Origin of the sequence: Bradyrhizobium sp. 141 (genome assembly GCF_023074055.1) — a bacterium.
Classification (GTDB): Bacteria; Pseudomonadota; Alphaproteobacteria; order Rhizobiales; family Xanthobacteraceae; genus Bradyrhizobium.
The window spans coordinates 94,559-118,963 of record NZ_JADPKR010000039.1 but is presented as its reverse complement, the minus strand read 5'-3'; the positions used below and the strand labels follow the sequence as shown (position 1 = coordinate 118,963).

The following is a 24,405-nucleotide window of genomic DNA, read 5'->3' as shown; positions in this document are numbered from 1 at the left end:
ACTGTTCACCGCCGCCGCCACCTCCGCCGCCCGCCGCTCCGAAGCAGCCTTCGCCGCCGCCGGATGCGGCCCCGCAGCCGGCGGCGGCGAAGGCTGCTTCGGAGCGGCGGGCGGCGGAGGGGGCGGCGGCGGTGCCGGACGGGCCGCAGGTGGCGGCGGAGGCGGCGCCGCTGGGCGCGGCGGTGCGGCTGCGGGCGGAGGCGCGGCGGGCGGATGGGGCGGTGCAGCCGCGGGCGGCGGTGCGGCCGGGCGCGCGGGCGCAGCAGGCGGCGCGGCCGCTGGCCCCTTCGGCGGCTGCTTCGGTTTTCCGTCAGGGCCCGTCTCTTGAGGCTGGGCCTGCGCGACCACGAGCGGCGGCGCACTTTGCGCTTGCGATGCGGAGCTTGCGAATTGCATCGCGGTCAGAGCCGTCGTCGCAAGCAGCACGAAACGAAGATTGGTCATGGTGGTGAACTTCCCCGGAAGGTTCTTTGACGAAGTGTTGGGATGAACAGCTACGCGTTAGGCCGGATTGTGGCGGGCGAAGCGGTCGCGGCCCGATTTATTTCTGCACGGAAATCACGCCACTACAGGGACGTTCATTGCGCATTCAGACGCTGGTTGCAATTGCCTCACATGTGATGAGCGTCTCATGCGCAATCCCGCGGCGAATTTGCATCCGTCGCAGGACTTGGTGTGCGTGGTCCGTTCGGCCCGCGTGGTGGAATCTCTTCAGGCACACGGCCCGGTAATTCGTCGGGCCGTGGTGGCGAGCCGGGCTCGCGCACCGGCGGCGTGATTTCAGGCTGCGGATTGCCTGGCGGAATTCCGGGCGGCGGCTCGACGGGAGTGCCGGGCGTCGATGGCGGAATCTCGGGCGGTTCGATCGGCATCGGCATCATCGAGATAGTTGTCCGGAGGACAACAACGATAATGCCGCGCCAATGTTCCGCATCGCATCGCGCCGGCCTGCCTTATTCCGGCGTATGGCAGACGGCCTCGATGTTGTGGCCGTCGGGATCGAGCACGAAGGCGCCGTAGTAGTTCGGATGGTAATGCGGGCGGATGCCGGGCGGACCGTTGTCGCGGCCGCCGGCCGCGATCGCCGCCTTGTAGAAGGCATCCACCGTGGCGCGGTCCTTGGCCGCGATCGCGATGTGCACCGGCTTGTTCATCGCGCCTTCGCCGCCGATCCAGAAATCCGGCTTGCCGTCGGCGCCGAAACCCGCGGCTGCAGCATGACCGGTCTGCTCCGCCGTGACTTCCATGATCAGACCGTAGCCGAGCGGCGCCAGCGCAGTGGTGTAGAACGCTTTGGCGCGCTCATAGTCGGAGACGGAAAAACCCAAATGATCGATCATCGCTGGCCTCCATTGTTCGTTCTCGTCAGCGTGACAGGAACGTATTGCTCCGCGTCTTGCGCGCGATCGTAAAGCCGCGTGCGACCATGTCAGCGATACAATCCTGCTGCCATTCGTTTTGTGACAGGTGCTCGATCACCACCGCGCGCGGCCACAGCGATGGCGGCGCGTCGCGGAAAAAGCCGATCAGCACGCGGTCCTCAAAACCTTCGACGTCGATCTTGAGCGAATCGATTTGGCCGACGCCGGCCTCGTCGAGAATGCGTGTCAGGCGAAGCGACGGCACCTTGATCGCGTCAGCGCTGGCCGTGCCGGTGACGACGTGGGTGGCACCGAGATTGCCGCCGCCGCTCTCGATCATCAGCTCGCCGTCGCTGTCGCCGGCTGCCGCCTGCACCAGGCGCACCTGCGCCGCTTTCGATGCGGCTTGATTGAAGGAGAGCCGGGCAAACGTCATCGGGTGCGGCTCGATCGCGACCACCTTGCCCGTGGCGCCGACCTGTTGCGCCATCACCAGCGCAAATGTGCCGACATTGGCGCCGACGTCGACGAACACGCCACCCATCGGGGTGTGCTGGCGCAGGAAGTCGAGCTCGTCGAGATTGTAATCGGGATTGAACAGCGCGCCGCGCTCGGTCGCGCTGCCTTGGTGATAGAAGCGGAACGAGGCGCCCTGATATTGCACGTCGAGCGGACCGCTGCGCAGCAGGTTGACCAGCCGCGACATCCACGGACGGAATGCGCCGCGCTTCAGCCCCGACCGTGTTGCAAGGCGGATCACCGCAGCCTGCGCCGCATTGGGCGCAAACGCGCCGAACGGCGCGGACGAAGGGGTGTTGTCGGTCGTCAAGCAGGCGATCCTCGTTGCAAGCGGCGCATGCATAGCCGGTTTTGATGAGGACTCCAACGTTGTGGGAAAAGAATGTAGCCCGGATTGCGCTGCGCTCCATCCGGGCTACGCGCCTCACGCCGCCTTCTTCGCCGCCTTCCGCTGGCGCAGGAATCGCCCGAGCAGCTTGCGCCTGCCCTTGCGTGGGATCAGGTCGATGTCGCTGACGAGCTTGGCGCCGCCCTTGCGGCGCTCCAGCACGATCTTGCGGCTGTGGAAGGCCTCCAATTCGGCACGATGCGCCACACTGACGATGGTCGCCTTCGGCAGCTCGCCGGTGACCATCTTCATCATCTTGTCCTGGCTCTTTTCGTCGAGCGCCGAGGTTGCCTCGTCGAGCACGACGATGTCGGGGCTGTGCAGCAGCAGCCGCGCGAAGGCGAGGCGTTGCTTCTCGCCGCCTGATAGCGTCTGGTCCCAGGGGGCCTCCTCCTCGATCTTCTCCTTGAGATGATCGAGGCCGACCTTGTGCAAGGCTTCGCCGATTTCGTCCACGGTCCAGTGGTCGGCGGCGCCGGGATAGGCGACCGCGCGGCGCAGCGAGCCGGAGGGTACGTAGGGCCGCTGCGGCAGCATGAACAAGCGCCGGTCGGCATGAAAATTGACGCTGCCGCCGCCCCAGGGCCACAGGCCTGCGATGGCGCGCACCAGCGTGCTCTTGCCGGTGCCGGATTCACCGGCAACCAGCAGCCGTTCGCCTGGCACGATCACCACTTCGGTCTCGCCGACCACGGCGGTGCCGTCGTCGAGCGTGACCGAGAGATCCTTCATCTCCAGCATGGCGTCATTGCTGGTCTCGCCGCGCTTGATGCGGCCGAGACCGTCGCCCTGCTCGGCGCGCTCGAGGCCGTCGAGCGACATCATCAGCGAGGCGGTGCGGCGCGCGCAGGCGTTCCAGTCGGCGAGCCGCGGATAATTGTCCACCAGCCAGCCGAACGCGCTCTGCACGATGGTGAAGGCGGAGGCCGCCTGCATCACCTGCCCGAGCGTCATGCTGCCGTCGAGGAATTTTGGCGCGCAGAGCAGCAGCGGCACCACCGGCGCCACGAGGCTCGATCCCTGCGACACCAGCGTGGTGCGCATATGCTGGCCGGCGAGCCGCGCCCATTGCCGCAGCACGCTGGTGAAGTTGCGGTCGATGCCGCCGCGCTCTTCCTCCTCGCCGCCGAGCAGCGCGATGCTCTCGCCGTTCTCGCGCACGCGGGTCAGCGTGTAGCGGAAATCGGCCTCGGCCTGGTTCTTGTCCTCGGACACCTGCACGAAGCGCCGGCCGATCACCAGGATGGAGCCCGAGGCGATCGCGGCATAGAGCATCGCGGCGATCACGAGGAAGCCGGGAATGGTGATGCTGGAGCCGCCGAGCGTCACGGTCAGTGCGCCGCCGATGGTCCAGAGCACGACGATGAAGGTCGCAGCCGACAGCAGCGCGGCCGTCACGCCGGCGACGAAATCGACAGGAGAGTCGGTTGCGACGCGCAAATCCTCGGCGATGCGGTATTCGGGATTCTGATGATCGCCGCCGACGAGGTTGAGCTGATAGTAGCGTCCGTTGGCGAGCCACCGCGTCAGCACGCTCGCCGTGAGCCAGGCGCGCCAGCGCCGCTGGATGCCCATGCGCGCGAACACCTGCGCCACGGCGAGCACGATGCTGCCGATCGCGAGCGGGAAAAACATTGCGGTGAGATGGAAGACGCTCGCCGCGTCGCGCTTCTCGATGGCGTCGAAGATCGCGCGATTCCAGACATTGATGCCGTATTGGAAGCCGACGGTCAGGACGATCAGCACGCCGAGGCCGATTGAGAGCGGCCAGGCGAGGCGGTCGCCCTTGCGACCCCAGAAGCCGCGTGCGCTGATCCAGAAGCGTGTCAGCAGATAATCCTTGCGGACCTGCTCGGCCTCCTCGGGTGACAGTTCGGGATCGGGCTCCAGCAGCTCCGGGGGCGGCGCTGCCACGTCATCGCCGTTCTCGCCTTCGATCTCGACAATGGGCGGCTTCTTGTCCTGTTCGCGTTTTGCGGCCCGCTTGTGCATGAGCGAACAACGCAAAGGAAATCAAACGGTTCCCTTCGGTTCCGATCGCCGGATCACTCGGCGGCGCCGTCCCGGACGCGCCGGATCCGGGCCGCCCGATGCAGAACGCGCGACAATTCCTCGATCGAATACGGCTTTTGCACGAGATCGAAGCCGGCCACGCCATCTTGTGACAGCGCCTGGCTGTAGCCCGTGGTCAGCACGATCGGCACGTCGATGCCTCGGTCGCGGATGACCTGCGCCAGATCGAGCCCGGTCATCCCGGGCATGACGACGTCCGAGAACACAACGTCGAAGCGATCGGCGTCCACGACGAGCTCGGCGAGCGCGTCGGTGGCGTTGTCGACCAGCGTGATACTGTAGCCGAGCTCGGTGAGACCGTCGGCGGCGAAATTGGCGAGCTCGATATTGTCCTCGACCACCAGCACCGACATGCCGCTGCCGGCCACCGCCGGCGCCGTGTTGGGCGCCTGCCGCTGCGGCAGCAGGTCCGGCGCCATGCGCGGCAGATAGAGCGAGAAGGTGCTGCCGTGTCCCACTTCGCTCGTGACCGTCACCTCGCCGCCGGATTGCCGTGCGAAGCCGAACACCTGGGACAGGCCCAGGCCGGTGCCGTGGCCGACCTGCTTGGTGGTGAAGAACGGCTCGAAGATGCGTCCGAGCCGGGCGGCGGGAATGCCGATGCCGGTGTCGCTGACGGTCACGCTGACGAAACCATGGTGTCCCGGGATCTGGCTGCCCGATGCGCCGGCCAGCGTGTCCGGAACGGTCGTCGCGGGTTCGACCTTGAAGGTGATCCTGCCCTTGCCCTGCATGGCATCGCGCGCGTTGGTGGCCATGTTGATCAGCGCCGTCTCGAACTGGCCGGCATCGGCACGGACGAGGCAGGGCTCCGCGGGCAGGCGCATGGCGATCTCGATGGCCGGCCCCAGCAGCGGCGCGAGCATGTCGTGTAGCGCCTGCATCCGTTCGCCGACGTCGAAAACCTCCGGCTTCAGGGTCTGGCGCCGGGCAAAGGCGAGCAGCTGCGAGGTCAGCTTGGCCGCGCGGGCCACGGCGTCCGCAATGGCCGTGATGTAGCGCTGGCGTCGCTCCTCCGTCAGTTGCGGCCGGTTCAACAGGTCGACCGAGGCGCGGATCACCGTCAGCAAATTGTTGAAATCGTGCGCGACGCCGCCGGTAAGCTGTCCGAGCGCCTCCAGGCGCTGGCTATGCTTGAGGGCCTCCTCGGCCTCGCGCCGCTTTGCGGCTTCGGCCTGAAGGTGCTGGGTGCGCCGCAAGGCCAGCGCCAGCAACAGAAACAGAAGTGCGGTGGCGGGAATGCCGAACACCAGATGCTGGCCTATGGTGGCGAACCAGCGGGCGCGGATCGCCGAGGTCTCGAGCCCGGCGCTGACATAGATCGGGTATTCCGAGACGCGTCGATAGCCGATGCGACGCTCGATCCCGTCCGACGGCCAGGCGACGGTGATGAGGCCATGCTCGGGGCGCGCGGCGATTTCCCGGCCGACCGGCCCGGTCGGATCGAGCCGAAGGTCGCGGTCGAGCCGCGGGAAATGCGCAAGCAGCACGCCGTCACTGCGTCCCATCGCGAAGAAGCTGCCGGCATCCGAGCCGATGCGCGCATAGAAACTGTCGAAATATTCGGGGAGGACCGAGGCCTGGATCACCCCGATGAAGCTGCCGTCGTCGGAGTCGCGGCGGCGGCTCACCCCGAAAAAGCGCGCGCCCTGATAGGGCGGGCGGGGCGTCAGGGCCGTGCCGATGAACGTGCCGATGCTCTGGTCGATATGGGCATAGAAGTAATTGCGGTCCGCAAAACTCAGCTCCGGCGGCGGCGAGGCGAGGCTGTTGACCAGCGCTTTTCCGTCCGCGTCGAAGATCCAGGCTGATTTGAGCTGTGGCAGCGAATCGGTCAGTCGCTTCAGGCGGCGGTGCAGCGCCGGCTCGCGGGCGCGGATGGTGTCGTCGGGAAGGCCGCGGACCACCTCATTGAGCTCGGCAAGGCTGCGATCGATGGTCTCGAACACCTTGAGCGCGTGCTCATGCACGACGTCGAGCGTGCGCTCGATCTCCCGGTCGGCGATGTCGCGGGTCGATGTGTAGGAGATCGTTGCGGCGATGGCGAACAGAGCAATCGGCAGCGCCAGGGATGCCGCCATCATCCACTGCAACAGTCTCAGCGAGTTGCGTTGCGCCCTCTGCACAGTCGCTCCGTCCCTGACGGGAGCTTAACTGAATCAGGCGCGGGGAAGGAAGCAGCTTATGCTGGAACCGATGGTTGCGATCTGGAAATTTGCGCGTACAGCGGGTCGGGGAAAATTCTCCTCGAACTGGAAAATTCTACTCGAATTGACTGCGATCCCAGAATGTCCCGGCCGGTCTGGCCGGGACGCAAAGCATGACTTCGTCTCAGATCTGCCGTTCGACCATCTTGAGCTTGAGCTCGGCGATGGCTTCCGCGGGGTTCAGTCCCTTCGGGCAGGCCTTGGCGCAGTTCATGATGGTGTGGCAGCGGTACAGCCGGAACGGGTCCTCGAGATTGTCGAGCCGCTCGCCGGTCGCTTCATCCCGCGAATCGGACACCCAACGGTTGGCCTGGAGCAGGGCGGCGGGGCCGAGATAGCGGTCGCTGTTCCACCAATAGCTCGGGCAGGAGGTCGAGCAGCAGGCGCACAGGATGCACTCGTAGAGGCCGTCGAGCTTCTCGCGGTCCTCGTGGGTCTGGCGCCATTCCTTTTGCGGCGTCGGCGAGGTCGTCTTCAGCCACGGCTCGACGGACGCATATTGCGCGTAGAAGTTGGTGAGATCAGGAACGAGGTCCTTCACCACCGGCTGGTGCGGCAGCGGATTGATCTTGACCGCGCCGTCCTTGACGTCGTGCATCGAGCGGGTGCAGGCGAGCGTATTCTGGCCGTCGATGTTCATCGCGCAGGAGCCGCAGACGCCTTCGCGGCAGGAGCGGCGGAAGGTCAGCGACGGGTCGATGTGGTTCTTGATCCAGATCAGGCCGTCCAGCACCATCGGACCACAATCGTTGGTGTCGACGTAATAGGTGTCGACACTCGGATTCTTGCCGTCGTCCGGATTCCAGCGATAGACGCGAAACTCGCGAACCTCGGCCGCGCCCGCGGGCTTCGGCCAGGTCTTGCCGCCGGAAATCTTGGAGTTCTTCGGAAGTGCGAATTCAACCATTTCGATAGGGCCTTCGCTGTTCGATCAATACACGCGCGCTTTGGGCGGGATGTACTGCACGTCGTTGGTCATGGTGTAGTCGTGAACCGGGCGGTACTCGATCTTGACCTTGCCGGCGTCGTCCAGCCAGGCCAGCGTGTGCTTCATCCAGTTCTTGTCGTCACGCTCGGAGAAGTCCTCGCGCGCATGGGCGCCGCGGCTCTCGGTGCGGTTGGCGGCCGAGTTCATCGTCACCACCGCCTGCGAGATCAGATTGTCGAATTCCAGCGTCTCGACGAGATCGGAATTCCACACCAGCGAGCGGTCGGACACGGCGATGTCGGTGATGCCGCTGTGGACCTTCTCGATCAGGTTCTGGCCTTCGCTCAGGACTTCGCCGGTGCGGAACACCGCGCAATTGCTTTGCATCACGTGCTGCATGCCTTCGCGCAGTTTTGCGGTCGGCGTGCCGCCGGAGGCGTAGCGGTAATGGTCGAGGCGGCCGAGCGCGAGCTCGGACGAGTTCGCCGGCAGCTCGGGCTGCTTGGCGTTCGGCGTGAGCTTCTCGGCGAGGCGGAGCGCCGCGGCGCGGCCGAACACGACGAGGTCGATCAGCGAGTTGGAGCCGAGGCGGTTGGCGCCGTGCACGGAGACGCAGGCGGCTTCGCCGATCGCCATCAGGCCGGGGATGATCGCGTTGTCGTCGCCGTCCTTCTTGGTCAGGACTTCGCCGTGATAGTTCGTGGGGATGCCGCCCATGTTATAGTGCACGGTCGGCACGATCGGGATCGGCTCGCGCGTCACGTCGACATTGGCGAAGATTTTTGCGGATTCGGAGATGCCCGGCAGGCGCTCGGCCAGCACCGCGGGATCGAGATGATCGAGGTGCAGGAAGATGTGGTCCTTCTTCTTGCCGACGCCGCGTCCTTCGCGGATCTCGATGGTCATCGCGCGCGAGACGACGTCGCGCGAGGCGAGGTCCTTGGCCGACGGCGCATACCGCTCCATGAAGCGCTCGCCTTCGGCGTTGACGAGATAGCCGCCTTCGCCGCGCGCGCCTTCGGTGACGAGACAGCCCGAGCCGTAGATGCCGGTCGGGTGGAACTGCACGAACTCCATGTCCTGCATCGGCAGGCCGGCGCGCAGCACCATGCCGCCGCCGTCGCCGGTGCAGGTGTGCGCCGAGGTGCACGAGGCATAGGCGCGGCCGTAGCCGCCGGTCGCCAGGATCACGGTCTGGGCGCGGAAGCGGTGCAGCGTGCCGTCATCGAGCTTGAGCGCGATGACGCCGCGGCAGGTGCCCTGGTCGTCCATGATCAGGTCGATGGCGAAGAACTCGATGAAGAACTCGGCCGCGTGGCGCAGCGACTGGCCATACATCGTGTGCAGCATGGCGTGGCCGGTGCGGTCGGCGGCGGCGCAGGTGCGCTGCGCCTGGCCCTTGCCGTAATCCATGGTCATGCCGCCGAACGGGCGCTGGTAGATCTTGCCGTCCTCGGTGCGCGAGAACGGCACGCCCCAATGCTCGAGCTCGTAGACCGCCTCGGGCGCGTTGCGCACCATGTATTCGATCGCGTCCTGGTCGCCGAGCCAGTCCGACCCCTTCACGGTGTCGTACATGTGCCAGCGCCAGTCGTCCTTGTGCATGTTGCCGAGCGAAGCGGAGATGCCGCCCTGCGCCGCGACCGTGTGCGAGCGGGTCGGAAACACTTTCGTGATGCAGGCGGTACGAAGACCCGCCTCGCCGCAGCCGACCACGGCGCGCAGGCCGGCGCCGCCGGCGCCGACGACGACGACGTCATAGGTGTGGTCTTCGATCGGGTAGGCCTTGCCGTTGGTGGCGGGAGCGCCGTTGCCCTTGCCATTCGTCTCGTTGGCCATGGGTTACACTCCGGATGAAAGTTTGAGGATCGCGTAGGTCGAGGCGAGTGCCACGGCGATCGAGAAGAAGTTGTTGAGCATGACCGCGGTGAGCTTCAGCTTCTCGTTATGGACGTAGTCCTCGATCACGACCTGCATGCCGATCTTCATGTGCCAGGCGCTGGCGAAGATGAAGAGGAGCAGGATCACCGCGACGGGAATGGAGCTCAGGGTCTGCGCAGCGTAGACTTGGTTGCGACCGAGCAGCATCATGATGATCACCAGCCCCGGGATCATCAGCAGCGTCATGGCGACGCCGGTGATGCGCTGGCGCCAGAAATCGGACGTGCCGGAATGCGCCGCGCCGAGATTGCGGACGCGGCCGAGCGGGGTGCGCATGCTGCGCTTGGGCGTATCGGTCCCGCTCATCGTCCGCCTCCGATCGCATAGGCGATGATCCAGACCAGCACCGTCAACGCGATGCCGCCGATCAGCGCGCCCCAGGTCAGTGCTTCCCGCTCATTGGCCTTGAAGCCGTAGCCGAGATCCCAGATGAAATGCCGGATGCCGCTCAGCATATGGTGCATCAGCGCCCAGGTGTAGCCGAACACGATCAGCCGGCCGATGATGCTGCCGGCAAAGGCCTGGACGTGGGCATAGGCGGCCGGGCCGGAGGCCGCGGCAACCAGCCACCAGACCAGCAGCAGGGTTCCGACATAAAGGGCGATACCGGTGGCGCGATGGACGATGGACAGGGCCATCGTCAGCGTCCAGCGGTACACTTGCATGTGTGGCGAGAGCGGTCGTTCGATCCGTGCGGTCATGGGCTTTGATGTTGTATGGCGGCCCAGCAGGGGGCGCGCGGGGATCGGAAAGGTCGGCTCTATTTACGGAGTCGATTTCGCCGGCGCAATCACCAATTCGCCATAAACCGAACGCGGGTTCAGCTCTAGAGCCTTGATGAAACAAGGCCAATCAGGGGCTTGGTATACCAGAGCCTCGGTCCGCCAGCCAATAATTGAATATGTGTTCATCTCTTCGGGATCATCGAGGCACATTGAAATTACTATTGGAACGCCTCCAATCGAGCGCGCTCATACGTCGTTCGAGCCAGTGGGTTCATGACGTCGGAAACGGTCTGGGCCAACCCCAATGCCATAGCCAATTCCACCATGCGCACCGATTTTCCGTGTGGCGGCGGATATGCGCAGCCTGCATCCCACCCAAGACGGTCGGCGCGGCGTGTCGACCCGGCAAGGCAGATCTCCTACAGCTGGACCTGCAGCCGAATCGGACCTTACGGAGGTGCTGCCGGGGCAGGCCGGGTGATTGCAGGTCTTGAAATCAAGGAGATCATCGAGCTCGCGCTGTTGCTGATCGCAACGGGCGCGCTTTCGGGATTTCTGGCCGGCGTGTTCGGCATCGGCGGCGGCGCGATTCTGGTGCCGGTGCTCTACGAATGTTTCCGCATCGTTGGCGTGCCCCTGGAGGTGCGGATGCCGCTCTGCATCGGCACCTCGCTTGCCATCATCATCCCGACCTCGCTTCGCTCGTTTCAGGCGCATTACCGGCGCGGCGCGGTCGACATGGCGATCCTCCGGCTATGGTGGCTGCCGATCGTCATTGGCGTCATCGCCGGCAGCGTGGTGGCACGCTACGCGCCGGAGCGGCTGTTCAAGATCGTCTTCGTCTGTGTCGCCTACGCCGCTGCGGCCCGGCTGATCTTCGCGCGCGAGACCTGGAAGCTCGGTGGCGACATGCCGAAGGGATTGTTGATGCGCGCCTACGGCTTCTGCGTCGGCATCCTCTCGACCTTGATGGGCATCGGCGGCGGCCTGTTCTCGAACCTGCTGATGACGTTCTACGGCCGCCCGATTCACCAGGCGGTCGCGACTTCGTCGGCGCTGGCGGTGCTGATCTCGATCCCCGGCGCGCTCGGCTACATCTATGCCGGCTGGCCGGCGGCGGCGACTTACCCGGCGGTCGCAGCGCTGCAAATCCCGTTCGCGCTCGGCTACGTCTCGCTGATCGGCGCCGTGCTGGTGATGCCGATGAGCCTCGTGACGGCGCCGCTGGGGGTGAAAGCCGCGCATGCGATGTCGAAGCGGACGCTGGAAATGGCGTTCGGGTGCTATCTGTTTATTGTCGGCAGCAGGTTCGTGATGAGTTTGGTGGGCGGGCAGTAGTCGCCGCAAGCTCCGTCATTGCGAGCGCAGCGAAGCAATCCAGGCTGCCTCCGCGGAAAGATTCTGGATTGCTTCGTCGCAAGGGCTCCTCGCAATGACGGCGAGAGAACGGGGCCCCTCACTTCTTCGCGTAAATATCCTTGTACATATCCCGCAGCACGTTCTTCTGCACCTTGCCCATGGTGTTGCGCGGCAGCTCGTCGACGACGAAGACCCGCTTGGGCATCTTGAATTTCGCGAGACGGCCGTCGAGCGCCTTCAGCACCGCGGTTTCGGTGACGTCCGCGCCCTTGTTGCAGACCAGGACGGCGGTGACGCCCTCGCCGAAATCGGCATGGGGCACGCCGATCACGGCGGATTCGATCACGCCTGGCATGGCGTCGATCTCGCTCTCGATCTCCTTGGGATAGACGTTGAAGCCGCCGGAGATGACGAGATCCTTGCCGCGGCCGAGGATGTGGACGTAGCCCTTGGCGTCGATCTTGCCGAGATCGCCGGTGATGAAGAAGCCGTCGTCGCGGAATTCGGCCTTGGTCTTCTCCGGCATGCGCCAGTAGCCCTTGAAGACGTTCGGCCCCTTCACCTCGATCATGCCGATGTCGTCGCGCGGCAGCTCTTTGCCCGTCTCGGGCTCGGTCACGCGCACGGCGACGCCGGGCAGCGGAAAGCCGACCGCACCGGGCACGCGCTCGCCGTCATAGGGGTTCGACGTGTTCATGTTGGTTTCGGTCATGCCGTAGCGCTCGAGCACCGCGTGCCCCGTGCGCGCCGACCATTCGCGGTGGGTCTCGGCCAGCAGCGGCGCCGAGCCCGAGATGAACAGCCGCATGTGTTTTGTGGTGTCGCGCGACAGTGCGGAATTTTGCAGAAGCCGCGTGTAGAAGGTCGGCACGCCCATCAGCACGGTGGCGCGCGCCATCAGCTTGATGATCAGGTCCGGATCGAGCTTCGGCAGGAAAATCATCGAGGCACGTGCGAACAACGTCACGTTGGTCGCAACGAACAGGCCATGCGTATGATAGATCGGCAGCGCGTGGATCAAGACGTCCTTGTCGGTGAAGCGCCAGTAGCCGACGAGCGAGAGCGAGTTCGACGCGAGATTGTCGTGGGTCAGCATCGCGCCCTTGGAACGGCCTGTGGTGCCGGACGTATAGAGGATCGCGGCGAGATCGTCGTTCGCCCGCGCCACGGTCGCGAACTCGCTGCTGGCCTTTTCGGCGGCGTCCGTCAGCGAGCCTTTGCCGTCAGGCCCAAGCGTCTCGACCTTGGCCTTTACCTTGGCAGCGATCGGGGCGAGCCCTTCCGCCTTCGAGGGATCGCAGACCACAAGCGACGGCTCGGCATCGCCGATGAAGTAATCGAGCTCGTTCAGCGTGTAGGCCGTGTTGAGCGGCAAATAGACCGCGCCGGCCCGCACCGTGGCGAGATACAACACGATGTTGGCGACCGACTTTTCGACCTGCACCGCGACCCGGTCGCCCGGCTTCACGCCGCGCGCGACCAGCACATTCGCCGTTTGCCCCGCCCGCGCGATCAAATCGCCATAGCTGATATGGGCGCCGTCATGCGCCTCGATCGCGACGCGTTTGGGATCGTCCAGGCCGTCGAACAGGCGGGAAAACAGGTTGGCGTTGGCAGCTGGGTTCATGCAAGATTTCCTCGACCGCAGGGGCTTGTACAACAAGGCTTGTTAGACAAGGCTGGTCAAAACCGAGGGCTGGATTAGCAAAAACCGCCCCGATGAAGCAACGGAGACAGTTTGCATGACCAAAAACGGGAAACGCGTGGCCTGGGTCACGGGCGGCGGCAGCGGGATCGGGGAGGCCGGCGCGGAGGCGCTTGCGGCCGACGGCTGGACGGTGGTGGTGTCCGGCCGGCGGAAGGATGCCCTGGATACCGTGGTTGCGAAGATCACCAAGGCCGGTGGGGCCGCCGAGGCCATTGCGCTGGATGTATCCAACGCCATCGCAGCCCAGAAGGCCGCCGATCAGATCGTCGCAAAGCACGGCCGTATCGACCTGCTGGTCAACAATGCCGGCATCAATGTCCCCAAGCGCAGCTGGAAGGACATGGAACTGGAAGGCTGGGACAAGTTGGTCCAGGTCAATCTCAACGGCGTGCTCTATTGCATGCGCGCGGTGCTGCCGACGATGCGCCAGCAGCAGGACGGCGCGATCATCAACGTCTCGTCCTGGGCCGGCCGCCACGTTTCGAAGATGCCGGGCCCGGCCTACACCACGACCAAGCATGCAGTGCTGGCGCTGACCCATTCCTTCAACATGGACGAATGCGTCAACGGCCTGCGCGCCTGCTGCCTGATGCCGGGCGAGGTGGCGACGCCGATCCTGAAGCTGCGCCCGGTGGTGCCGAGCGATGAGGAGCAGGCCAGGATGCTGCAATCCGAAGATTTGGGACGCACCATCGCGTTCATTGCGAGCATGCCGGCGCGCGTCTGCATCAACGAAGTGCTGATCAGCCCGACGCACAATCGCGGGTTTATTCAGACGCCGCACAACAGGGATTAGTGCGGGCACACTGCCGTAGGGTGGGCAAAGCGAAGCGTGCCCACCACGCATCCTCAATCACGGAAAGACGGTGGGCACGGCGCTTCGTGCCTTTGCCCACCCTACGACAGCGGAGTGTGTCGCGCGCGCTCGCCCGCATCACACGGACACGGCGCCCCATAGTTTCACGCATCACAAAGAATTTTTCCCCGAAACCGCACGGCGAACCCTCTCGTAGTTCGGTCCAACGACGGCACTGCTGCATCACCTTCAACTGTCGCAGCCGCCGTTGTTGCCCAACTCAACACCGGCCATCGCCGGTTACATTCAATCGGGAGACTCTCCATGTCGAAGCGCATTGCCTATCTTGCCGCCGCCGCCTTCAGCGCCCTGGCCATCACCGCGACCGTCGTCGCGCCCGTTCGCGCCGAGGAAAAGACCGTCATGGTCGGCGGCGCCGCGATGTTCCCGTCCAAGAACATCGTCCAGAACGCGGTCAATTCGAAGGACCACACCACGCTGGTCGCGGCGGTGAAGGCGGCGGGCCTGGTCCCGACGCTGGAAAGCAAGGGTCCGTTCACGGTGTTCGCGCCGACCAACGCCGCCTTCGGCAAGCTGCCGGCCGGCACCGTCGACAATCTGGTCAAGCCCGAGAACAAGGCTACGCTGACCAAGATCCTCACCTACCATGTCGTGCCCGGTAAGCTCGAAGCCTCCGACCTCACCGAGGGCAAGAAGCTGAAGACCGCCGAGGGCGAGGAACTGACGGTCAAGAAGATGGACGGCAAGACCTGGATCGTCGATGCCAAGGGCGGCACCTCGATGGTGACGATCTCCAACGTCAACCAGTCGAACGGCGTCATCCACGTGATCGACACCGTGCTGATGCCGGCGACGTAACACCACGCGATCCTGTTTCATCCCGACAGGATGCTTCGAGACGGCGAGCCGGGGGTGCCCGGCTCGCTTTTTTGTGACCACGATAGCCTCGCGGTATCGATTCGATGCCGGACAGGGCGTAACGAAAGCCGGAGCATCGGCGTATAATTGTTATCAACGACGTTCAGGACGGAACCAGCATGGCGAGCCTCACAGTCTCCGACGAGCAGGTCAGGGCCAATCCGGCCAAAGTGATCCAGCCGGTATGGGTGCGGATCATGCACTGGGTCAACGCGCTTGCCATGATCCTGATGATCCTGTCGGGCTGGCAGATCTACAACGCTTCGCCGCTGTTCGGCTTCAGTTTTCCGCGCGAGTACACGCTGGGTGGCTGGCTCGGCGGCGGCCTGCTCTGGCATTTCGCGGCGATGTGGCTCTTGATGATCAACGGCCTCGCCTATCTCATCACTGGTTTCGCCACCGGCCGCTTCGCTAAGAAGCTGTTCCCGATCACCCCGGCAGGCGTGCTCCACGACGTCAGGGCGGCGCTGACGTTCAAGCTCGGCCATGACGATCTCACCGTTTACAACTACGTGCAGCGCCTGCTCTATGCCGGCATCATCGTGGTCGGCGTGCTGATCGTGCTCACGGGGCTCGGCATGTGGAAGCCGGTGCAGCTCTATTACCTGGTCGCACTGTTCGGCGATTATCCGACCGCGCGCTATGTGCACTTCTTCTGCATGGCTGCGATCTGCGCATTCCTCGTCGTCCACGTCCTGCTCGCGCTGCTCGTGCCGAAGAGCCTGCGCGCCATGATCATCGGTCGCTGAGGAGGACACCATGGCGAAGCGTTCATTCCTGATCCCCGGCGTCGACAAGCGGCTCCTGATCAAGGACTCCATCAAGACGATGCCTGACGTCACCCGCCGCCGCTTCATCGCGGGCGGCGCCAGTCTGGGTGCGCTGTCCCTGCTCACCGGCTGCGACGTCGTCGACTCCTCCTCGGCCGAGGAGATGCTGAAACAGGTCTCGAAATTCAACGACGCGGTGCAGGCCTTCATCTTCAATCCCGACGCGCTGGCGCCGACCTTCCCCGAAAGCGCGATCACAAAACCGTTCCCGTTCAACGCCTATTACGATCTCGACGACGCGCCCGATGTCGACGGCGCCGACTGGAAGCTCGAGGTCCGCGGTCTCGTCGACAACAAGAAGTCGTGGACGCTGGACGAGCTCTACAAGTTGCCGCAGGTCACGCAAATCACGCGTCATATCTGCGTCGAAGGCTGGAGCGCGATCGGCAGCTGGACCGGCGCGCCCTTGCGCGATTTCCTAAAACTGATCGGCGCCGACACGCGCGCGAAATACGTCTGGTTCCAGTGCGCCGACAAGGACGGCTACAACTCGCCTTTGGACATGCGCAGCGCGCTGCATCCGCAGACCCAGATGACGTTCAAATACGCGAACGAAATCCTGCCGCGTGCCTACGGCTTCCCGATGAAGATCCGCGTGCCGACCAAGCTCGGCTTCAAGAACCCGAAATACGTGATCTCGATGGAAGTCACCAACGACTACAAGGGCGGCTATTGGGAAGACCAGGGGTATAATTCGTTCAGCGGGAGCTGATGCACGCTGCCGTAGGGTGGGCAAAGCGAAGCGTGCCCACCAACACTGTATCCGCCGCGGCGGTGATGGTGGGCACGGCGCTACGCGGCTTTGCCCATCCTACGGCACCGATTGCTTGGCCGGCCCCACCTTGCGCTGACACAGCGCCGCCACCGCTCCCAGCGCCAGCAGCGCCGCCGACACATTCAGCGCGTAGCTCAAGCTCCCCAGCGCATCTGTGATCGCGCCGACCACGATCGGGCCGAGGGTCTGGCCGACGCCGAACGAGATCGTCATCGCCGCGATCGCGGTCGGCCACACCTCCGGCGGATAGTTGAAGCGCACGAAGGCGGTGGTCGAGCCGACCACGGCGAAGAAGGCGACACCGAACACGATGGCCGAGACAGCGAGCCACGCCGGCGAATGTCCGAGCATCGGCAGGGCCGCACCCAGCGCGTTGGTGCCGAGGATGATCGCGGTGGCAAGCCCGCCGCGGTCGAGCGCCAGAACGCCGCGCCAGGCCCAGGGCGTCACGAAGGCGGAAAGTCCGATCAGGCTCCAGAACGCCGCCTGCGCAGCGGCCCCGCCACCGCCGTCGCGGACATAGGCGATCATGAAGGTCATGTAGGCGATGTAGCCGGCGCCGAACAGGAAGTAGCCGGCGAGATAGATCAGCACGGGGGCAATCGCGAACGCGGCGTGGCTGCCTTCGGAGAAGCGGACGCTGCTCTCGATGCGGATCAGGAACAGCGGGATCGTCATCGCGACGGACAGCAGCGTCAGCGCCCACCAGACGATCCACCACGAGCCCGGCCCGAAATATTGCAGCGTGAACGGGGCGATCAGCCCCGAGGACAGAATCCCGATGCCGGGTCCGGCATAGAACAGGCTGAGCAGGAAATTGGCCCGTGTGGGCTGCGACTGCGCGATGGTCGCAGCCAGCGCGCCGCCGGCGACGAAGCCGGCTGCCGCGCCGAGACCCAGCACCAGGCGTGCCAGGCTCAGCGCGACGAAATTCCCCGTCAGCGCGCAGGTGGCGAGTGCGGCGACGCAGGCCACAGTTCCCAAGCGGATGGCCGCCGCCCAGCCGACGCGCTGGATCAGGCGGGACGCCACGAGCGCGCCCACGAGATAGCCGACGGCATTGATGGTGTTCATAAATCCGGCCGCCGAGTAGGACCAGCCGAGGTCCTCCCGCATGTCCGGTAGCACCAAGGCATAGGCAAAGCGGCCGATGCCGAGCCCGACCGTCGCCGCCAGCGACAGGGTCAGGATCAGCCGCGCGGGATGCGCCTGTAGCGGGGGGCGGTCAGGGGCGTGCAAGGGGTTACTCCGGCGTATCGCAGTGTGGCAGGCCCCGCCCGCCTTGCACAGCCGCGCGGCGGCAATGGTGTCTTGCCAAGCGCGCAACGCCGCTCTAGCACTCCGGCCGAAATTCACGAGATGCCGTCATGCCCGGCCTGGTGCCGGGCATCCACGTTCTTCGCGCAGCAAGCAAGGACGTGGATGGCCGGGACAAGCCCGGCCATGACGAAACGGAGGAAGGACGACCATGGCGACCCACAAACTGCTGCTGCTTCCCGGCGACGGTATCGGCCCCGAGGTGATGGGCGAGGTGAAGCGGCTGATCGACTGGCTCAATTCGGCCGGGATCGCCAAGTTCGAGACGGATACCGGCCTTGTCGGCGGCTCCGCCTATGACGCGCACAAGGTGTCGATCTCCGAGGGCGACATGGCCAAGGCGCTGGCCGCCGACGCCATCATCTTCGGCGCGGTCGGCGGCCCGAAGTGGGATGCGGTTCCTTACGAGGTGCGCCCCGAAGCCGGCCTGCTGCGCCTGCGCAAGGATCTCGCTTTGTTCGCGAACCTGCGTCCCGCAATGTGCTACCCAGCGCTGGCCGAGGCCTCGAGCCTGAAGCGCGAGGCGGTCGAGGGCCTCGATATCATGATCGTGCGCGAGCTCACCGGCGGCGTCTATTTCGGCGAGCCCAAGACCATCACCGATCTCGGCAACGGCCAGAAGCGCGCCGTTGATACCCAGGTCTACGACACCTACGAGATCGAGCGCATCGGCCGCGTCGCCTTCGAGCTTGCCAGGAAGCGCAAGAACAAGGTGACGTCGATGGAGAAGCGCAACGTCATGAAGTCGGGCGTGCTCTGGAACGAGGTCATGACCCAGGTCCACAAGCGCGAATATCCTGATGTCACGCTCGAACACCAGCTCGCCGATTCCGGCGGCATGATGCTGGTGAAATGGCCGAAGCAGTTCGACGTCATCGTCACCGACAATCTGTTCGGCGACATGCTGTCCGACATCGCGGCGATGCTGACGGGATCGCTCGGCATGCTGCCCTCGGCCTCGCTCGGCGAGGTCGACGTCAAGAGCAAGAAGCGCAAGGCGCTGTATGAGCCCGTGCACGGCTCGGCGCCTGATATCGCAGGCCAAGGCCTTGCCAATCCCATCGCGATGATCTCGTCCTTCGGCATGGCGCTGCGCTATTCCTTCGACATGGGCGCGCTGGCCGACAAGGTCGACGCCGCGATCGCCGCGGTGCTCGCCAGCGGCCTGCGCACCGCCGACATCAAGTCGGAGGGCACCACGGCCGTCTCGACCACGCAGATGGGCGAGGCGATCCTGAAGGAATTGCAGAAGCTGCACGCGTAAGGCTTGCACCGAAATCGTAGGGTGGGCAAAGCGCAAGCGTGCCCACCACTTCTATCGCGATTGCGGAGAGATGGTGGGCACGGCGCTTCGCGCCTTTGCCCACCCTACGGCGCCTGCTCTCGGAGTTACTTTCATGGATACCTCACCCCGCCCCAAGATCGCGGACACCATCATCCATGAAACGGTGCGCCTGCGCGAGGCGCAGATCGGGCGCCGTTGCGAGGTGCTCGCCAACACGCGCATCGAATATGCCGCGCTCGGCGACTACTCCTATCTCGGAGAGAATTGCGACGTCGCCGACGCGGTGATCGGCAAGTTCACGGCGATCGCCAATTCGGTGCGGATCGGCGCGCCGAACCATCCGATGGGCCGGCCGTCGCAACATCGCTTCACCTATGTCCCTGAATATTACCAGGCGGGCGTGACGCGCGACCGCGACTTCTTCGCGGACCGCCGCGGCGACCGCGTGATCGTCGGCAACGACGTTTGGATCGGGCACGCCGCCATCCTGCTGCCGGGCGTGAAGGTCGGCGACGGCGCGGTGATCGCCGCAGGCGCAGTCGTCAGCCGTGATGTCGCGCCCTACACCATCGTCGGCGGCGTTCCGGCACGCCCCATCCGCAAGCGCTTTGACGATTCCGTTGCGGCAAGCCTGCGGCGCATCGCCTGGTGGGATTGGCCGGATCAGCTGATCTTCGAGCGCCTCGGGGATTTCCGCTCCGAGGCGATCGACGAATTTTGCAGGCGCTATGATCCGGCGGCGAATGCGTAAAACGGATCTCGCACAAACAAACAGTATCGTAGGGTGGGCAAAGCGAAGCGTGCCCACGCATTTTTCGCGATCGAGAGAGATGGTGGGCACGGCGCAAGGGCGCCTTTGCCCACCCTACGGCACCTCCCGAAACAAAAAGGCCGGGCGCGAGCCCGGCCTTTTGATTCGAAGATACGTCCGCTTCAGTACAGCGGGAAGTTCTGCGGATAGCCCCCGACATCCTGCGGCGGCGAGAGTGGCTGGCGGTCGATCGGGCGGTTGAGGTTCTCGCGGGCGAAGGACGGGTAGCCCACGGCCGGCGGGAAGGCGTAGTCGGAGAACTTGCGGTCGCCCGGATTGACCTCGGTGCCGCCGTCGAGCCAGGAGCGCTTGCTGACATAGATGCGGGTGCGGCCCTGCTGGTACACGGCGTTGGGGCCGCTCGGGCCGTAATAGTGCCGGCCGCGCTCGTCATAGCGCCTGGTCTTGTTGTCGGCCGAGGCCGGCGTCGCCAAACCAATGACAGAGGACATGGCAATCACGGCGCCCGCTGCAAACAAGGTCGCCAATTTGGCAGAGAATTTCGAGCTCATCACGTCCCCTTCAAGCGGCGCACCGCCAGTCGATTTCACCCCATACTAGCCCGGCCGGGGTGAGCGCAACTAGGTCTATTGGGTCACACCAGCTCGGAATAATCGGGCGTGCCGGCAAAAGTTGCATCAATACCAGCCACTTGCTCAGCTTACTGGGCTTGATGCCGGTCAGAGCGTCCCGCGCAATTGCGCGTTCGCGGCGCCCAGCAGCCAGTCCGGAGAGCCCGCAAGATCACAGCCGCGGCGCTTCATCTCGGCGTGGGCGAACAGGTCCGCCAGCTTCGGCTCGTTGCCCGAGGTCAGCAGCGTCAGCCGGTTCAGCGTGCAGGCGACGGCGGCGCGCTGGGCGGGCAGGGTGTCGCCCTGGCAGGAGAAGCCGGAGATCTGCAAGGCGGGCTCCTCGCTGCGCTTGAGGTAGCCGAGGCATGCCCGCGCGCCCTCCGCTGCGGCGACCGGCCGGAACAGGGCGACGGGGCCGAATTTGGTCTCGATCAGCCCGGCTTGCTCGAGCGGGGTGGCCGCGCCCAGACCCATCTGGGCGGCGAGGTCCGCGGTTGCCGGACGTGTGACGTCGAATTCGCCGCCTTCCCGGTAAATCTCGAGTTCGGCCAGCACCTGGTCGGCGGCGCCGGTCCAGCGCATGACGTCCCTGCGGCCGCCTTCGGGATGCCTGAGGATATTGTAAGAGGCTGTTTTCTCTGACGAATCGAGCTTGCTGAGGGCGAAGGCCGGACGTGAGCGGTCGGCGACGCTCCAGCCCGGTTTCGGCGTCGGCTCATCGTCGCGCAGATCAGGCAGCTGGCCGAGCGCGGCAAGGCCGAGGATGGAAAGCAGGGCGAGCGCCCCCACATAAGCGAACAGGCGTGCCAGCGTGCCGACGACCTCGTCGGCGAAGGCTGCAAGCGCCAGATGGATCTGGGTGGGGCTAACGGCCGTGCTGGCCTCAGGCGACTGCATCCACGTCCCTAAGGCATGGTCCAACGTTGTCTTGAGGCCGGTTCTCGCATAGAAGCGCTGCTCTTCCTGTTTAAGCGTCAGCTTCAGGAACGGGCTTTTTCATCGGAGAGTGAACGATGGGTTACAAAGTCGCAGTCGTCGGCGCGACCGGCAATGTCGGACGGGAAATGCTCAACATTCTGGATGAGCGCAAATTCCCCGCGGACGAGGTCGTGGCCCTGGCGTCACGCCGCAGCGTCGGCGTCGAGGTCTCCTATGGCGACCGTACCCTGAAGTGCAAGGCGCTCGAGCACTATGATTTCTCCGACGTCGACATCTGCCTGATGTCGGCGGGCGGCGAGGTGTCGAAGGAATGGTCGCCGAAGATCGGCGCCGCCGGCGCCGTCGTGATCGACAATTCCTCGGCCTGGCGCATGGATCCGGACGTGCCGCTGATCGTGCCGGAAGTGAACGCAGGCGCGACCGAAGGCTTCAAGAAGAAGAACATCATCGCCAACCCGAACTGCTCTACCGCGCAGCTCGTGGTCGCGCTGAAGCCGCTGCACGAGAAGGCGACGATCAAGCGCGTCGTGGTCTCGACCTATCAATCGGTGTCGGGCGCCGGCAAGGACGGCATGGACGAGCTGTTCTCGCAGACCAAGGCCGTCTACACCAACCAGGAGCTGGTCAACAAAAAATTCCCGAAGCGCATCGCCTTCAACGTCATCCCCCACATCGACGTCTTCATGGAGGACGGCTACACCAAGGAAGAGTGGAAGATGATGGCGGAGACCAAGAAGATCCTTGATCCCAAGATCAAGCTCTCCGCCACCTGCGTGCGCGTGCCCGTCTTCGTCGGTCACTCCGAGGCCGTCAACATCGAGTTCGAAAATCCGCTCAGCGCGGATGAAGCGCGCGACATCCTGCGCAAGGCGCCCGGCTGTCTCGTCATCGACAAGCAGGAGCCCGGCGGCTACGCCACGCCGTATGAAGCCGCCGGCGAGGACGCCACCTATATCAGCCGCATCCGCGAGGACGCGACGGTGGAGAACGGTCTCGTGCTGTGGTGCGTGTCCGACAATCTGCGCAAGGGCGCCGCGCTGAACGCGATCCAGATCGCGGAAGTGCTGATCAACCGCAAGCTGATCAGCGCAAAGAAGCAGGCGGCGTAACACGAGCTGCCGTAGGGTGGGCAAAGGCGCGCTCTTCGCGCGCCGTGCCCACCATCGTTCCGCGATTGCGATAGAAGTGGTGGGCACGGCGCGTTGCGCCTTTGCCCACCCTACGAGAGCGGTGGCCTAAGCCACGCTGCGCGCGTTCCGAAATTCCTTCGCGACCTTGTCCAGCACGAACAGCGATCCCTCCGCGACGCCGAAATAGGCGCCGTGGGTCTGCATCTGGCCGCTCTCCACGGCCTTGCGCACGAACGGGAAGGTCATCAGGTTTTCCAGGCTACGGAACACCGCGGCCTTCTCGATGCGCTCGACGAACTGCGCCATGGTTTCGTGGTCGCGTTGCTCGACCACCTCGCCCGGCTTGATGAACATCTGCATCCATTTGCCGATGAAGTCGCCCGGCGTAAGCGGCTCGATCTTGTCGACGAAGGCGCGGATGCCGCCGCACTGCGCGTGGCCGAGCACCACGATGTGCTTCACCTTCAGCACCGTCACGGCATATTCCAGCGCCGCCGAGACGCCATGTGCGTTCTCGTCGGGCTGATAGGTCGGCACCAGATTGGCGATGTTGCGGACCACGAAGAGTTCGCCCGGACCGACGTCGAAAATCACCTCGGGTGAGACACGGCTGTCGCAGCAGCCGATCACCATCACCGGGGGCGACTGCCCCTTCACCGAGAGTTCGCGGTAGCGGTTCTGCTCGGTCGGCAGCCGCTGGGTGGCGAAGGCCCTGTAGCCTTCCAGCAAATGCTCTGGGAATACGATCATGGCCTATGCCTAAACATATACCGTCGGGGCGAACAAGCCTTTCGAATAGGCAGGCCAAGTGCTATCGCCTCCGGTCAAGAACCGCCTAGAAAAACCGGAAGGAACGCTTGCATGACCCGCCCGCGCCGTAGCCATCTGTTCATGCCCGGCTCCAACCCCCGCGCGCTGGAAAAGGCGCGCAATCTTGCCGCCGACGGCTTGATCCTCGATCTCGAGGACTCCGTCGCCCCTGAGGCCAAGGCGGTGGCGCGCGATGGTATCGCCGCTGCGATTGCGGCCAAGGGTTTTGGCAGGCGCGAGATTTTGATCCGGACCAACGGCCTCGACACGCCGTGGTGGGCCGATGACGTCGCGATGGCCGCCAAGGCCTCGCCGGACGGCATCCTGGTTCCGAAAGTTTCAAGCATCGAAGATCTCGACGTCATCGGCCGGCGCCTCGCCGAGCTTGGCGCGGCGCCGACCGTGAAGGTCTGGGCCATGATCGAGACCGCGCGCGCCGTGCTGCATGCGGAGGAACTGGCCGCCGCCGGGCGCGATCCATCGAGGCGCCTCTCAGGCTTCGTGTTCGGCCCGAACGACATCTCGCGCGAGACGCGGATCCGGATGCTGCCCGGCCGCGCCGCGATGATCCCGATGATCACCCATTGCATTCTGGCGACGCGCGCTTATGGCCTCGAAATTCTCGATGGCCCCTACAGCGACATCGCCAATTCCGACGGCTTTGCCACCGAATGCGCGCAAGGCCGCGATCTCGGTTTCGACGGCAAGACGCTGATCCACCCCTCGCAGATCGACGCCTGCAACGCGATCTTCACGCCTCCCGAAGAAGAAGTCGCGCGCGCGCGAAAGATCATCGCCGCGTTCGAACTGCCGGAAAACGCCTCGCGCGGCGCGATCCGGCTCGACGGTGCGATGGTCGAACGGCTGCACGCCGACATGGCGCGGCGCACGATCGCAATCGCGGACGCGATCGCGGCGATGAGCAAGGGCTGAGGACGTGCAGTCGCGCTTGAGCTGAGCGAATATCGCGCCAGTTGCGGTGTGCCCGGACT

Annotated in this window: 23 protein-coding genes and 1 pseudogene; 9 read left to right on the top strand and 15 right to left on the bottom strand. The window is 64.9% G+C overall.

All coding sequences use genetic code 11. From position 1 onward, the window contains the following. The 10 genes and pseudogenes from IVA81_RS12035 to sdhC all read right to left on the bottom strand — a co-directional run. Positions 1 to 444, bottom strand: a pseudogene (locus IVA81_RS12035) (OmpA family protein); the annotation flags it as partial. 185 nt (positions 445 to 629) lie between these two features. Continuing rightward, positions 630 to 872, bottom strand: a complete 243-nt coding sequence (locus tag IVA81_RS12030) for a hypothetical protein (protein ID WP_247316616.1) — start codon at positions 870 to 872, stop codon at positions 630 to 632. Positions 873 to 953: 81 nt separating this feature from the next. After that, the gene (locus IVA81_RS12025) at positions 954 to 1,340 is read right to left on the bottom strand and encodes a VOC family protein (protein WP_247316615.1); all 387 of its coding nucleotides are present in this window, start codon (positions 1,338 to 1,340) and stop codon (positions 954 to 956) included. Between the two features lie 25 nt (positions 1,341 to 1,365). Next, a complete protein-coding gene (locus IVA81_RS12020) occupies positions 1,366 to 2,190 on the bottom strand; it encodes an FkbM family methyltransferase (RefSeq protein ID WP_247316614.1) in 825 nt (274 codons plus the stop codon). Positions 2,191 to 2,304: 114 nt separating this feature from the next. Continuing rightward, positions 2,305 to 4,260, bottom strand: coding sequence for an ABC transporter ATP-binding protein/permease (locus tag IVA81_RS12015; protein WP_247316613.1), 1,956 nt, complete (start codon positions 4,258 to 4,260; stop codon positions 2,305 to 2,307). Between the two features lie 53 nt (positions 4,261 to 4,313). Beyond that, the gene (locus IVA81_RS12010) at positions 4,314 to 6,467 is read right to left on the bottom strand and encodes a hybrid sensor histidine kinase/response regulator (RefSeq protein ID WP_247316612.1); all 2,154 of its coding nucleotides are present in this window, start codon (positions 6,465 to 6,467) and stop codon (positions 4,314 to 4,316) included. Positions 6,468 to 6,672: 205 nt separating this feature from the next. Then, the gene (locus tag IVA81_RS12005) at positions 6,673 to 7,455 is read right to left on the bottom strand and encodes a succinate dehydrogenase iron-sulfur subunit (protein ID WP_247316611.1); all 783 of its coding nucleotides are present in this window, start codon (positions 7,453 to 7,455) and stop codon (positions 6,673 to 6,675) included. A gap of 24 nt (positions 7,456 to 7,479) precedes the next feature. Then, the gene (sdhA, locus tag IVA81_RS12000) at positions 7,480 to 9,315 is read right to left on the bottom strand and encodes a succinate dehydrogenase flavoprotein subunit (RefSeq protein WP_247316610.1); all 1,836 of its coding nucleotides are present in this window, start codon (positions 9,313 to 9,315) and stop codon (positions 7,480 to 7,482) included. A gap of 3 nt (positions 9,316 to 9,318) precedes the next feature. Continuing rightward, complete coding sequence (sdhD, locus tag IVA81_RS11995) at positions 9,319 to 9,723, bottom strand: succinate dehydrogenase, hydrophobic membrane anchor protein (protein ID WP_247316609.1); 405 nt, start codon at positions 9,721 to 9,723, stop codon at positions 9,319 to 9,321. After that, positions 9,720 to 10,118, bottom strand: a complete 399-nt coding sequence (gene sdhC / locus IVA81_RS11990; protein WP_247006393.1) for a succinate dehydrogenase, cytochrome b556 subunit — start codon at positions 10,116 to 10,118, stop codon at positions 9,720 to 9,722. The genes sdhD and sdhC overlap by 4 nt, the downstream gene beginning before the upstream one ends. A gap of 501 nt (positions 10,119 to 10,619) precedes the next feature. Here sdhC and IVA81_RS11985 point away from each other — a divergent pair. After that, positions 10,620 to 11,480, top strand: a complete 861-nt coding sequence (locus IVA81_RS11985) for a sulfite exporter TauE/SafE family protein (RefSeq protein ID WP_247316620.1) — start codon at positions 10,620 to 10,622, stop codon at positions 11,478 to 11,480. Positions 11,481 to 11,598: 118 nt separating this feature from the next. On the opposite strand, the gene IVA81_RS11980 is transcribed toward IVA81_RS11985, so the two are convergent. After that, positions 11,599 to 13,128, bottom strand: coding sequence for a malonyl-CoA synthase (locus IVA81_RS11980; protein WP_247316608.1), 1,530 nt, complete (start codon positions 13,126 to 13,128; stop codon positions 11,599 to 11,601). Positions 13,129 to 13,243: 115 nt separating this feature from the next. Here IVA81_RS11980 and IVA81_RS11975 point away from each other — a divergent pair, with 115 nt between their 5' ends. The 4 genes from IVA81_RS11975 to IVA81_RS11960 all read left to right on the top strand — a co-directional run bounded on the left by IVA81_RS11975 (position 13,244) and on the right by IVA81_RS11960 (position 16,486). After that, positions 13,244 to 14,005: an SDR family NAD(P)-dependent oxidoreductase gene (locus IVA81_RS11975; protein ID WP_247316607.1), complete on the top strand. Its 762-nt coding sequence runs from the start codon at positions 13,244 to 13,246 to the stop codon at positions 14,003 to 14,005. A gap of 324 nt (positions 14,006 to 14,329) precedes the next feature. After that, a complete protein-coding gene (locus tag IVA81_RS11970) occupies positions 14,330 to 14,884 on the top strand; it encodes a fasciclin domain-containing protein (protein WP_247316606.1) in 555 nt (184 codons plus the stop codon). Between the two features lie 179 nt (positions 14,885 to 15,063). After that, entirely contained in the window at positions 15,064 to 15,693 is a 630-nt protein-coding gene (locus tag IVA81_RS11965; RefSeq protein WP_247316605.1) for a cytochrome b/b6 domain-containing protein, read from the top strand. Positions 15,694 to 15,703: 10 nt separating this feature from the next. Beyond that, on the top strand, positions 15,704 to 16,486 hold the full coding sequence (locus IVA81_RS11960) for a molybdopterin-binding protein (protein ID WP_247316604.1): 783 nt from the start codon (positions 15,704 to 15,706) through the stop codon (positions 16,484 to 16,486). Positions 16,487 to 16,585: 99 nt separating this feature from the next. On the opposite strand, the gene IVA81_RS11955 is transcribed toward IVA81_RS11960, so the two are convergent. After that, a complete protein-coding gene (locus IVA81_RS11955; RefSeq protein WP_247316603.1) occupies positions 16,586 to 17,788 on the bottom strand; it encodes a YbfB/YjiJ family MFS transporter in 1,203 nt (400 codons plus the stop codon). Positions 17,789 to 18,017: 229 nt separating this feature from the next. On the opposite strand from IVA81_RS11955, the gene leuB reads away from it, so the two are divergent. After that, positions 18,018 to 19,130 carry a 3-isopropylmalate dehydrogenase gene (gene leuB, locus IVA81_RS11950; RefSeq protein WP_247316602.1) on the top strand — a complete coding sequence of 371 codons (1,113 nt, stop codon included), beginning with the start codon at positions 18,018 to 18,020 and terminating at the stop codon, positions 19,128 to 19,130. Positions 19,131 to 19,263: 133 nt separating this feature from the next. Then, the gene (locus IVA81_RS11945) at positions 19,264 to 19,902 is read left to right on the top strand and encodes a DapH/DapD/GlmU-related protein (protein ID WP_247316601.1); all 639 of its coding nucleotides are present in this window, start codon (positions 19,264 to 19,266) and stop codon (positions 19,900 to 19,902) included. A 182-nt stretch (positions 19,903 to 20,084) separates the two neighbouring features. On the opposite strand, the gene IVA81_RS11940 is transcribed toward IVA81_RS11945, so the two are convergent. Both IVA81_RS11940 and IVA81_RS11935 read right to left on the bottom strand, forming a co-directional pair. Next, entirely contained in the window at positions 20,085 to 20,474 is a 390-nt protein-coding gene (locus IVA81_RS11940) for a hypothetical protein (RefSeq protein ID WP_247316600.1), read from the bottom strand. Between the two features lie 168 nt (positions 20,475 to 20,642). Next, positions 20,643 to 21,431 carry a hypothetical protein gene (locus tag IVA81_RS11935; protein ID WP_247316598.1) on the bottom strand — a complete coding sequence of 263 codons (789 nt, stop codon included), beginning with the start codon at positions 21,429 to 21,431 and terminating at the stop codon, positions 20,643 to 20,645. 116 nt (positions 21,432 to 21,547) lie between these two features. On the opposite strand from IVA81_RS11935, the gene IVA81_RS11930 reads away from it, so the two are divergent. Then, positions 21,548 to 22,582 carry an aspartate-semialdehyde dehydrogenase gene (locus IVA81_RS11930; RefSeq protein WP_247316597.1) on the top strand — a complete coding sequence of 345 codons (1,035 nt, stop codon included), beginning with the start codon at positions 21,548 to 21,550 and terminating at the stop codon, positions 22,580 to 22,582. 126 nt (positions 22,583 to 22,708) lie between these two features. On the opposite strand, the gene IVA81_RS11925 is transcribed toward IVA81_RS11930, so the two are convergent. After that, on the bottom strand, positions 22,709 to 23,353 hold the full coding sequence (locus tag IVA81_RS11925) for a carbonic anhydrase (protein WP_247316595.1): 645 nt from the start codon (positions 23,351 to 23,353) through the stop codon (positions 22,709 to 22,711). Positions 23,354 to 23,464: 111 nt separating this feature from the next. Here IVA81_RS11925 and IVA81_RS11920 point away from each other — a divergent pair, with 111 nt between their 5' ends. Continuing rightward, a complete protein-coding gene (locus IVA81_RS11920; RefSeq protein WP_247316594.1) occupies positions 23,465 to 24,346 on the top strand; it encodes a CoA ester lyase in 882 nt (293 codons plus the stop codon). Positions 24,347 to 24,405: the final 59 nt, after the last annotated feature.

Coding starts and splice junctions, on each gene's coding strand:
- IVA81_RS12025 (WP_247316615.1), bottom strand. CDS start 1,340: ATGATCGATCATTTGGGTTTTTCCGTCTCCGACTATGAGCGCGCCAAA.
- IVA81_RS11945 (WP_247316601.1), top strand. CDS start 19,264: ATGGATACCTCACCCCGCCCCAAGATCGCGGACACCATCATCCATGAA.
- sdhA (WP_247316610.1), bottom strand. CDS start 9,315: ATGGCCAACGAGACGAATGGCAAGGGCAACGGCGCTCCCGCCACCAAC.
- sdhD (WP_247316609.1), bottom strand. CDS start 9,723: ATGAGCGGGACCGATACGCCCAAGCGCAGCATGCGCACCCCGCTCGGC.
- IVA81_RS11920 (WP_247316594.1), top strand. CDS start 23,465: ATGACCCGCCCGCGCCGTAGCCATCTGTTCATGCCCGGCTCCAACCCC.
- leuB (WP_247316602.1), top strand. CDS start 18,018: ATGGCGACCCACAAACTGCTGCTGCTTCCCGGCGACGGTATCGGCCCC.
- IVA81_RS11925 (WP_247316595.1), bottom strand. CDS start 23,353: ATGATCGTATTCCCAGAGCATTTGCTGGAAGGCTACAGGGCCTTCGCC.
- IVA81_RS11965 (WP_247316605.1), top strand. CDS start 15,064: ATGGCGAGCCTCACAGTCTCCGACGAGCAGGTCAGGGCCAATCCGGCC.
- sdhC (WP_247006393.1), bottom strand. CDS start 10,118: ATGACCGCACGGATCGAACGACCGCTCTCGCCACACATGCAAGTGTAC.
- IVA81_RS11930 (WP_247316597.1), top strand. CDS start 21,548: ATGGGTTACAAAGTCGCAGTCGTCGGCGCGACCGGCAATGTCGGACGG.
- IVA81_RS12005 (WP_247316611.1), bottom strand. CDS start 7,455: ATGGTTGAATTCGCACTTCCGAAGAACTCCAAGATTTCCGGCGGCAAG.
- IVA81_RS11980 (WP_247316608.1), bottom strand. CDS start 13,128: ATGAACCCAGCTGCCAACGCCAACCTGTTTTCCCGCCTGTTCGACGGC.
- IVA81_RS12015 (WP_247316613.1), bottom strand. CDS start 4,260: ATGCACAAGCGGGCCGCAAAACGCGAACAGGACAAGAAGCCGCCCATT.
- IVA81_RS12030 (WP_247316616.1), bottom strand. CDS start 872: ATGCCGATCGAACCGCCCGAGATTCCGCCATCGACGCCCGGCACTCCC.
- IVA81_RS11935 (WP_247316598.1), bottom strand. CDS start 21,431: ATGCAGTCGCCTGAGGCCAGCACGGCCGTTAGCCCCACCCAGATCCAT.
- IVA81_RS11960 (WP_247316604.1), top strand. CDS start 15,704: ATGGCGAAGCGTTCATTCCTGATCCCCGGCGTCGACAAGCGGCTCCTG.
- IVA81_RS11970 (WP_247316606.1), top strand. CDS start 14,330: ATGTCGAAGCGCATTGCCTATCTTGCCGCCGCCGCCTTCAGCGCCCTG.
- IVA81_RS11940 (WP_247316600.1), bottom strand. CDS start 20,474: ATGAGCTCGAAATTCTCTGCCAAATTGGCGACCTTGTTTGCAGCGGGC.
- IVA81_RS11975 (WP_247316607.1), top strand. CDS start 13,244: ATGACCAAAAACGGGAAACGCGTGGCCTGGGTCACGGGCGGCGGCAGC.